The sequence below is a fragment of the Alteromonas sp. Cnat3-28 genome, from assembly GCF_022348265.1.
Classification (GTDB): Bacteria; Pseudomonadota; Gammaproteobacteria; order Enterobacterales; family Alteromonadaceae; genus Alteromonas; species Alteromonas macleodii.
The window spans coordinates 1-7,090 of record NZ_JAKREY010000042.1 but is presented as its reverse complement, the minus strand read 5'-3'; the positions used below and the strand labels follow the sequence as shown (position 1 = coordinate 7,090).

Sequence of the window (7,090 nt, the reverse complement as noted above, 5' to 3'; positions counted from 1 at the left end):
TTTTATGCGTAGTCACGTAAGTAAATCTAACAAAAAAATTATGTCGCCCGCAGGCGGGCTGGGACACAAACACGCAGGCGGCTTCGCCATTATAGCCTGCCTGTTTGTGCCCCATATTTAGGTGTTAGGCGTCATTTACTTACAGCATAAAAAAGTGGTTTTAACCGTGACATTCCGACTTCAAGGCTGTTTCGCTAGGTCGTCTTTGCGGCTAGCTTTCTCGGTTGTTTTAACGGCTTTAGCAACGTGCTTTTCTTAAACACCGCAACGCCAACATTCAACATCACCACTTTTCTAAACTCCCTCTTTTATCCAGCATTGGCGTTAACATCTAGCATTTCACACAGGGTTGTTTTATCTTAAATTCAATAATTTAAACACGCGGTCTGTTTGGCTAGTGGTGGCAGCAAAGCTGCGTACGTTCCTTTGTACGCCTAACAAAACGCTGTTGGCACTCCCTTCGGTCGCTGGGACGCTAACACATGGGCAGCGTCACTTCGTTCCTAATTTTAGCCCATGTGTTATCGCCCTTTATGCGGGTGTTAGGCGATAAGTTGCACCGCGTTGCGCAATACGCTACACTCTTCCTATGATTAAGTCATTTAAACATAAGGGTCTGAAGCTCTTTTTCGAAAAAGGGAAAACTTCAGGTATACAGACTAAGCATGCGAAAAAACTTCGCATGCAGTTAGCTGCTATCCATACCGCACAAGATATCGATGACATTAATTTGCCCGGATTTTCTCTTCACCAACTTAAAGGAGAAAGGTCAAATATTTGGTCGATATCAGTTAACGGTAATTGGAGAGTAACTTTCGAGTTCACGGATGGTAATGCTTACATCTTAAATTACGAGGATTATCACTAATGAATATGCATAACCCACCACATCCCGGTGAATTTATTGAGTCCATTTACATGGAGCCACACGGCATAAGTTGCCGGACACTTGCGACACATCTTGGTGTTGCCGCTTCTACACTCAATCGCGTCGTTAAGGGGAAAAGTGCAGTAACGCCAGAAATGGCATTAAGGCTATCAAAGGTATTAGGGCGCAGCCCTGAAAGTTGGCTTAGTATGCAAGACAACTATGAACTCTGGCAGGCAAAGCAAAGCATCAACTTGGATAACGTACAGCCAATAGATCTGCATGCCGCCTAACAAAAAAATCAAGTCACTCACTTCGTTCGCTGGGAAGCATACACGCGGGGCGGCTTCGCCATTATGCCCCACATGCCTGCGCCCCTTATTTAAAAGTTAGGTGCTAAAAGGATTGAGCTACTTATGTTAAAAAGGATTTTGTTGCTTGCCAGTCTTTTGTTTTTTTATTTTCTTGCGTCTGTTCTGATTCATGAAGCTGGTCATGCTTATACGGGAGTAGTCTTCGGGCTTGGGACACCAATTATCAATATCTGGCCCGGTATTGAACTGTTCCCTAGTTTTGGTGCAACCGTTTCAACTACAGCCTGGCCTGGGAGTTCGGTTGCCTATGTCAGCTTTATGCCAGAGACACCTAGGTTTGTGATTGAATTTCCTGAGTTTTCTCAATCATTAAAACTCACCCCAGAGCTTAAAGTAGTTACTAACAGCACATCCCAAGAAGATGTCTTCCAGCCAATTGTCGGTCTCATGGGAAGTGGCACCACCTATTTAGCTTCTCTTTTTTGTACATTATACCTTTACTTCGTAAAGCCAAAGGGGGTTTATAGAGCATTTGCAGCGAGTGGTACATTTTTGTTCTACGACATACTTTGCTATACAGTGTTTCCCGTTTTCTTCAAAATGCCGCATCTCATTTTTATGGGTGGGATTCATCCTGAGCCAATAATTTGTCTTGTTAACATCGGATTTTCTTATGAAATCGCAGTCGCATTGGTTTTAGGTATCTGTGCCGCTCAAATTGTGGCACTTTGTTATTTATCGAAAAAAGAAGGGCTTTTTAAACTAAAACGCACCTAACAAACGCATAAACTCGCTCGCGGGCTCGCTGGGACAAAAACACGTAGGCTCCCTTCGCTTCGCTCGGTATTATAGCCTACGTATTTTTGCCCGTTATGCGGGCCGTTAGGTGCTTCAAGTAAAACCATGTATCACAAATATTTTCAGGATTCGGAAGTAAAGTCGGAATTTCAAAAGGAATACATTTCCTTATGGTCTGGTTGGCTTGGTAAAAACAACCAACACAAACTGGATTCGGTAACTGAGCATGAGTGGCAAAGATTCCACAACTTCTTAGTTCTTTTAGAAAGTAAGTTTCAAATTCAAAAGGTAAATTGCAACACTGAAACTCTAACTAAAATTACCAACGTTTCAGCTGTTCTTGATAGCTATGAGCAATCATTGAATAAAGACTCTTCACAGTTTTATCAGTTTGTAGTTCCAGAACTAGAATGCGTTATCTCAGAGGAATGGGATTATACCTACATTGTTTGGTATCGTGACAACTCAACGATAGCGGCTTTAGCGCCTTACATTAAGAAGGCAGGTCTGTGTCATTTTTCATAAACGCACCTAACAAAAAAATTAAGTCACTCACTTCGTTCGCTGGGACGCATACACGTGGGCTGCTTCGCATTTTAGCCCACGCGTCTGCGCCCCTTATTTAAAAGTTAGAAGGCGTCAGCCTAAACTGCGTTTGGCTGTATAAAAATCCCAATGCTACTACCCTCATCTTTCTTCACTAGCATCGCTCTGGCTTTTGGTAGTTTTAATGTCGCCGCTTTAAATTCAAAGGTTGCGCATTAGGCGCTTTATCGCCAAGTTCTTATTTTGGATCAGCAAGCGCCAATGCGTTTGTTAATTCAAATGGCGGCTTGCTTCTGTCAAATCAAAAACATCTCCGCGCTGTCGTTTCACTTGTTTGCGTTAACAATCAATCGTATGCTGGCTTCAATAGTTTTAAAAAGGCCAACGGAACAGGCTCTGCTTCTAACAAAGCGCTCAAGCCGTTCCCTTCGGTCACTGGGACGCTTACACGCGGGGCCACTTCGTTATTATGCCCCACGTGCAATCGCCCCTTAGCTTGGCGTTATACCTTTGCTCGTCAAAATACCCTTTATCAGGAAAAAAACATTTAATAAGAAATGGAAAGTTCAGCGCAAAATACAAAGAGGAAGTTAAAAGGAAAAAGGTTGGTTCTTGCTTCCTTTATATTTTTAACGGTAACTCTTCTTTTGTCATTTACTCCAATCCTGTGGCGTTTAGGCGGGAAGCAGAGTGAAAGCTATCCAGAGCTTATCGCTCTTTTTTATGGCTTGCCAATGGCTCTTATTTTCGTAGCGCTTGCTTTAGCAAGGTTGTTTTTACTCAAAAGGTAGGTATAACAAACAAATAAAGTCGTGGGCTAAAGCCCACTGGGACGCTAACACGCAGGGCCGCTTCGCTATTATGCCCTACGCGTTATCGCCCCTTATTTAAAAGTTAGCTGTACCCGGAAAATTCACAACAGGAGGTTGTATGAAAAAACAAAATTCTAAACCGCAGCTGAAGGAATCCTCTTCCATCTCAGACCTTTTTAGAATGCAAACCGAAGTTGGTTTACTTGAATCAATGTCAAGATCAAAGGCACTTACCATCATGGTAATAGCTGGCATTCTATTATTTTGTGGATTCTTTTATTTCTTGTTCAAATTGGCAGGAGGCTAATTTTGGCAACTTGTACAGCTAACAAAACGCTCAAGCCGTTCCCTACGGTCACTGGGACGCTTACACGCGGGGCGGCTTCGCCATTATGCCCCACGTGCCTGCGCCCCTTAGCTTAAAGTTATGTTGCGGGGTAAATGTGGATTCTTACGGAAGGAATAAGCTTCATTACCTGATCATCGACTCACCTATTGCAGAACATCCAGCAGGTATCAAAGAGTTAGTCGATAAGGGAATTAACGTTAATGCACAGGATATTAATGGATGGTCCGCGCTACATTTTGCAGTACAGGAACAATCGTATACTGCTGTAAAAGCTTTACTAGAAAATGGAGCTGACACAGACTTACTTGAATCAAACGGTAATAGCGCTCTTCATAAAGCTGTTTTTTATTCCAACAATAATAATGACATTATCTCTCTATTATTGGTTTATGGCGCTAATCCAGATACAGTTAATAACCATGGTGTTACACCAAGATCGCTAGCTCAAGTAGTGGAAAATTCGAGTATTGTGGCTCTTTTTAACAAATGCAACATAACAAAAAACTAAAGGCGCTCGCGCTGCTCGCTAGGACGCTAACACATGGGCTACGTCACTTCGTTCCTAATTTTAGCCCATGTGTTATCGCCCCTTAGTTGGGCGTTATATGCTTCTAGGAAATTGAAAAAGGAATTTTAATGAATAAACAAAGCAACGCCTTTCGTCCAGTCACCAAGGCATTCGCACTGCTTGGTTCGTTCATTTGTAGCTTTTTTGCAGTAACACAATTTATTCAAAGCTTACTTGCGTTACCAGACATCATTGCTGTATTGCTTGGCTGTGCTAAGGCAGTTTTAATTGCACTACTCGCTTGGGGGTTTTGGAATGCAGGCAAACATAGTAAAAACCCTTTTCAAATAAACCCATTCAGTAGACCAAGATAACGAGCACTGAATTCAAGGTTGTTTATGCACGCATATAACAAACAAATAAAGTCACTCGCTGGCGCTCGTTGGGACGCTAACACGCAGGGCCGCTTCGCTATTATGCCCTACGCGTTATCGCCCCTTATTTAAAAGTTAGGCGTCATTTACTGACACCATAAAAAGTGGGTTTAATCGTGACACTCCAGCATCAAGGTTGTTTCGCTAGGTAATCTTTACAGCTTGCTTTTTCGGTAGTTTCAACGGCTTTAGAAACGCGCGTTTAATCAACATCACAACGCCAACATTCTGCATCACCAGCTTTCTAAACTCGCTCTTTTATCCAGCAATGCCGTTAACATCTGGCATTTCGCACAGGGTTGTTTTATCTTTATTTCAACAATTTAAATAAGTGGCCTTATCGGCTAGTGGTGGCAGCAAAGCTGCGTACTTTCAGTTGTACGCCTAACAAAACGCTGTTGGCACTCCCTTCGGTCGCTGGGACGCTAACAAGGGGCCGCTTCGCGATTATAGCCCCATGTTAGCGCCCCAAAGCTTAGCGTTATGTGAATCGTGGGTTTCTACATGAGTGAGAAGTTTTCAAAAATAGAACATTACGTTATAGCTAGTGACACTGGTGCTCGCGATGGTATTGGCGTCGAAATATATGTAGGTAACAATATGGTCATGGAAATCTTCCGGGACGACACCAAAAAGAAAAGAGAAGTTAGTCTGTTCCAAGATCAGCTAGATTTAGAACTAGTCGAACAAGCAATCAATCTTTTCAAAGAAGAGATACCCGAGGACTTTCAAGATTAAATCAGCAAATTCACATAACAACCCAATCAACACACTCACTTCGTTCGCTGGGACGCATACACGCGGGGCGGCTTCGCCATTATGCCCCACGTGCCTGCGCCCGTTATTGGAAAGTTATGTACTTGTAGGAAAATTAAGTTAAAAGGATGTTTAATGTCTAGATTTCGTTGCTTAAAAAAGTCACAAAACAATCTCTTAGCAGGGGTTGCAGCAGGAATGGGAGAATTTGTTGGATGGTCACCCACAAGAGCTAGAGCTGGTTGGGTAATATTTGGTATTCTCTCTTTTGGCTTCGCTGTAGTTATTTACACGATTTTAGCTTTTCTATTTCCACCCCCAAACCATTTTGATTTGAATGAGTTTAGACGGTAGTTTTGTGTCGTACATAACAACCCAATAAACTCACTCACTTCGTTCGTTGGGACGCAAACACGTGGGGCGGCTTCACCATTATGCCCCACATGTCTGCGCCCGTTATTGAAAAGTTATATGCCAAAGGAATACGGACATTATCTGGTTTAAAAAACTCAAAAGCCCTCACGTACCTTTAGACATTCCAATAGAAGATGGATTGGCTATATTAAAAAAGGTTGGCAGCCCCGTCTTTTTTGAGTCCGAAGAGGAAAGGCAATATAAAGTTTCAAATGCAGCTTACAATGTAGCTATTTATGAAACGGATGGCATTGTTTCAAGTGCTTGGTACGACGATCCCATTGGAAGGTCTTGGAACCTTGGGAGACAGAAAAAAGTAAATCTATACCTTTCTCGCTACGACAATATCAGTAACTGGGAAGCTAGGCTCAATAATGGATATATTCAGTTCTATTTTAACGACACGCTTGGATTGAGCATGTCTTATGGGTTACACAAAGATGTCATCAGGTTTAATAAACAAGGCATATAACAACCCAATAAACTCACTCACTACGTTCGCTGGGACGCATACACGTGGGGCGGCTGCGCCATTATGCCCCACATGTTTGCGCCCGTTATTGGAAAGTTAGGCAATATTAAGTCCACCTATGACAAAAATAGAATATACAAATTTGCAGGATCTTGATCGGGGTGAATTGCTTTCAATCTTAAATAGGGACAAGATTCGTGAGCATTTGGTAACGCACAACCAGTTTAATGACCAATCTTTAGCAGAATGGATTTCTAGTAAGGTTAGCGTTGATTCAACTGACGGATGTAAAGTAAGAGGAGTCCGTGTAAATGGGGCTGTTGCTGGTTGGTGCGGAATCCAGTTTGAAAATGAATCTTATGAGCTCGCAATAGTTTTGAATGAAGCCTATTGGGGTGTTGGTGTTGCCGTGTTCAAAGACATGATGGTATGGGCTTCAGGGTTGGGTCACAGTCATGTTGTTTTGCATTTGTTTAACACCCGTCCTGAATACAAATTTCTTAAAAAAATGGCATCGCGGGTGTTCGAAAGTACAATGTTTGGTCAAAAATACACGAGCTATGAGCTAAAGGTGCCAAGTGCCTAAATCGGGGCCGTTTGCCTAACAATCGCTTCAACAAGGACGCAAAAAGCTTGGCTTGCGTCACTTCGTTCCTAATTTTAGCCAAGCATTTTGCGCCTGTTAAGCGGGCGTTATGCATTTATTGAGAATTGACGATGATAGATAAATCTTTAGTAGGCAAGCTTTTCAGTTTTGATGCAGAACTAGAGAATTGGGCTGAGGGCATGGATTATTGCGCAGTTCGTGTGCCTTCGAAG

General features: G+C 42.5%; 12 protein-coding genes. All 12 read left to right on the top strand.

The annotated features are described in order from the left end of the window. Positions 1-589 precede the first annotated feature (589 nt). The 12 genes from MHM87_RS19610 (at position 590) to MHM87_RS19555 (ending at position 6,857) form a co-directional block, all read left to right on the top strand. Positions 590-868, top strand: coding sequence for a type II toxin-antitoxin system RelE/ParE family toxin (locus MHM87_RS19610; protein ID WP_012517116.1), 279 nt, complete (start codon positions 590-592; stop codon positions 866-868). Next, entirely contained in the window at positions 868-1,161 is a 294-nt protein-coding gene (locus tag MHM87_RS19605; protein ID WP_239260827.1) for a HigA family addiction module antitoxin, read from the top strand. The genes MHM87_RS19610 and MHM87_RS19605 overlap by 1 nt, the downstream gene beginning before the upstream one ends. Positions 1,162-1,284: 123 nt before the next feature. Further along, on the top strand, positions 1,285-1,959 hold the full coding sequence (locus MHM87_RS19600; protein WP_239260825.1) for a hypothetical protein: 675 nt from the start codon (positions 1,285-1,287) through the stop codon (positions 1,957-1,959). Between the two features lie 126 nt (positions 1,960-2,085). After that, positions 2,086-2,505 (top strand): hypothetical protein, encoded by a 420-nt coding sequence (locus tag MHM87_RS19595; RefSeq protein WP_239260823.1) that lies wholly within the window; start codon positions 2,086-2,088, stop codon positions 2,503-2,505. 578 nt (positions 2,506-3,083) lie between these two features. Next, the gene (locus tag MHM87_RS19590; RefSeq protein ID WP_239260821.1) at positions 3,084-3,317 is read left to right on the top strand and encodes a hypothetical protein; all 234 of its coding nucleotides are present in this window, start codon (positions 3,084-3,086) and stop codon (positions 3,315-3,317) included. A 139-nt stretch (positions 3,318-3,456) separates the two neighbouring features. Then, positions 3,457-3,645, top strand: a complete 189-nt coding sequence (locus MHM87_RS19585; RefSeq protein ID WP_239260819.1) for a hypothetical protein — start codon at positions 3,457-3,459, stop codon at positions 3,643-3,645. A gap of 136 nt (positions 3,646-3,781) precedes the next feature. After that, positions 3,782-4,195, top strand: coding sequence for an ankyrin repeat domain-containing protein (locus tag MHM87_RS19580; RefSeq protein ID WP_239260817.1), 414 nt, complete (start codon positions 3,782-3,784; stop codon positions 4,193-4,195). A gap of 128 nt (positions 4,196-4,323) precedes the next feature. Next, entirely contained in the window at positions 4,324-4,569 is a 246-nt protein-coding gene (locus MHM87_RS19575; RefSeq protein ID WP_239260815.1) for a hypothetical protein, read from the top strand. Positions 4,570-5,133: 564 nt separating this feature from the next. Further along, positions 5,134-5,367: a hypothetical protein gene (locus MHM87_RS19570; protein WP_136783865.1), complete on the top strand. Its 234-nt coding sequence runs from the start codon at positions 5,134-5,136 to the stop codon at positions 5,365-5,367. A 153-nt stretch (positions 5,368-5,520) separates the two neighbouring features. Continuing rightward, positions 5,521-5,739: a PspC domain-containing protein gene (locus MHM87_RS19565; protein WP_239260813.1), complete on the top strand. Its 219-nt coding sequence runs from the start codon at positions 5,521-5,523 to the stop codon at positions 5,737-5,739. 199 nt (positions 5,740-5,938) lie between these two features. After that, positions 5,939-6,271, top strand: coding sequence for a hypothetical protein (locus MHM87_RS19560; RefSeq protein ID WP_014998550.1), 333 nt, complete (start codon positions 5,939-5,941; stop codon positions 6,269-6,271). Between the two features lie 118 nt (positions 6,272-6,389). Next, on the top strand, positions 6,390-6,857 hold the full coding sequence (locus MHM87_RS19555; RefSeq protein ID WP_239260811.1) for a GNAT family N-acetyltransferase: 468 nt from the start codon (positions 6,390-6,392) through the stop codon (positions 6,855-6,857). The last annotated feature ends 233 nt before the right edge of the window (positions 6,858-7,090 follow it).